Annotated in this window: 1 protein-coding gene; it reads right to left on the bottom strand. The window is 42.0% G+C overall.

Annotation, left to right across the window (positions count from 1 at the left end; all coding sequences use genetic code 11):
• Positions 1–588: 588 nt before the first annotated feature.
• Positions 589–1,293 (bottom strand): SDR family NAD(P)-dependent oxidoreductase, encoded by a 705-nt coding sequence (locus PQG80_RS28770; RefSeq protein ID WP_271755295.1) that lies wholly within the window; start codon positions 1,291–1,293, stop codon positions 589–591.
• Between the last annotated feature and the right edge of the window lie 261 nt (positions 1,294–1,554).

Below are 1,554 nucleotides of genomic sequence, written 5' to 3'. Positions count from 1 at the left end.
ATTCTATTTATAACTTTTTCTAATATCATATAGACTCCTCCTAAACTAAGAACTTCTTTCAGCTAACGTTCCCCTATTCACGAATCTTCTCCAATAATTCATCCATTTTTGCAACTCGTAAATTGCTCCTTCAGAACTTCGTACTGCATAAGCAGCAGCTGCAGTTCCATCTTGGCCACTTCCTTGCCCTGTTCTATGCCTAAGAGCGGCGTGCGGCCCCTTTCAAACGGTGAATCCGGCTCAGGTCTGCACCGCGCTTGGCGACCTGTCTCATATGCTCTAGCAGAGTCTCGTCTGATATTGCACGAGCTCAGCCGGCTTTCCGATTTCGATGCCCCTGAAGTCCTGGGCTCGAGCCACGTGCTTAAACTTGGCGTTGTCCACCCCGACGATGAGAGTCGTGGCTGTGATATGAGTAATTCGCTCATTTTGAGTAAAATTCATGTTGTAGTCGCTTTGGTTTGATTTTAGGATCCGCTCGCTGGCCAGCATCTTACCCATGAAACGGCAGCCGATCCTCGTCTGGCCGGCTGCCGCGGTACTCGTTCTGCTATGGTTCCCCTTAGTTAAATACGCAGTAGCTTTCAATTACCAAGGTAGTTCTCCAACAGAGGGTTGTATGAACCGACCAGTGCAATCCAGATCAGCATTCTCTACCCATTCATAAATGTTATTCGCAGCCACTGATGGGGCCATATCTGCATCAGATGACCTTCCCCGAGTCAGTAATTGACCTGGGTGAATAGCGCAAACGGAAATCCCTGATTCCTGTAACTCTTGACTTAAACATATGGTAAACATATTTTGAGCGGCTTTTGCCATGCGATAGGAATAAGAAAAATTGCGGTTTAGGAATTCGCCTGAAGACATTTTTTTTAAGGATCCAAGTCTGGAAGAGATATTTATAATCCGAGGTTTTTTTGAATTCCGCAAATGAGGTAAACAAGCTTTTACTGCTCTTATTGGCCCTAAACAGTGAATATTAAAAAGATCGTTTACTTCTTCAGTTCTTACAGTCTCAATTAGATACTCAGTGCCTGATATTCCGGCATTATTGATTAGAACATCTAGATTGTCTGTGTACTTACTCAATACTGAAACGATATTATTTATTGATCTATCTGTCGATAAATCTGCTACGATCGGATAACAATCTTTAAATTCCTTTTTTAGTGTTTCTGCGACATCTTCACTTCTCACGAGAGGAAACGTAATGTGCTTTTGGACAGAATATACTTTTAATAATTCATATCCCAATCCTCGATTTGCTCCGGTTATCAGCACTTTATCCATTTCACAATGCCCCCCACAGGAATGACTTAGCTGAATAGACTGCTTTATCTCGCCGGCAGGCTGTGTAATTGGACTATCGTTCCCAGTTAGTTTAATCTTGAGCGATTATTAAATAATAAAGTAAAGATGCAAATGATACATGTGATTCCACCAAGAGCTAACAGTATGCTTCCACTCCATTTAAATTGTTCAATAGAATTTTGCAAAAATATATTGGCTTGATTCGTGTTCATACTGCCCCCCATTTTCACCCTTATATAG

Origin of the sequence: Cohnella rhizoplanae (assembly GCF_948329515.1) — a bacterium.
GTDB lineage: Bacteria > Bacillota > Bacilli > Paenibacillales > Paenibacillaceae > Cohnella > Cohnella rhizoplanae.
This window is presented reverse-complemented; position numbering and strand designations above follow the sequence as displayed.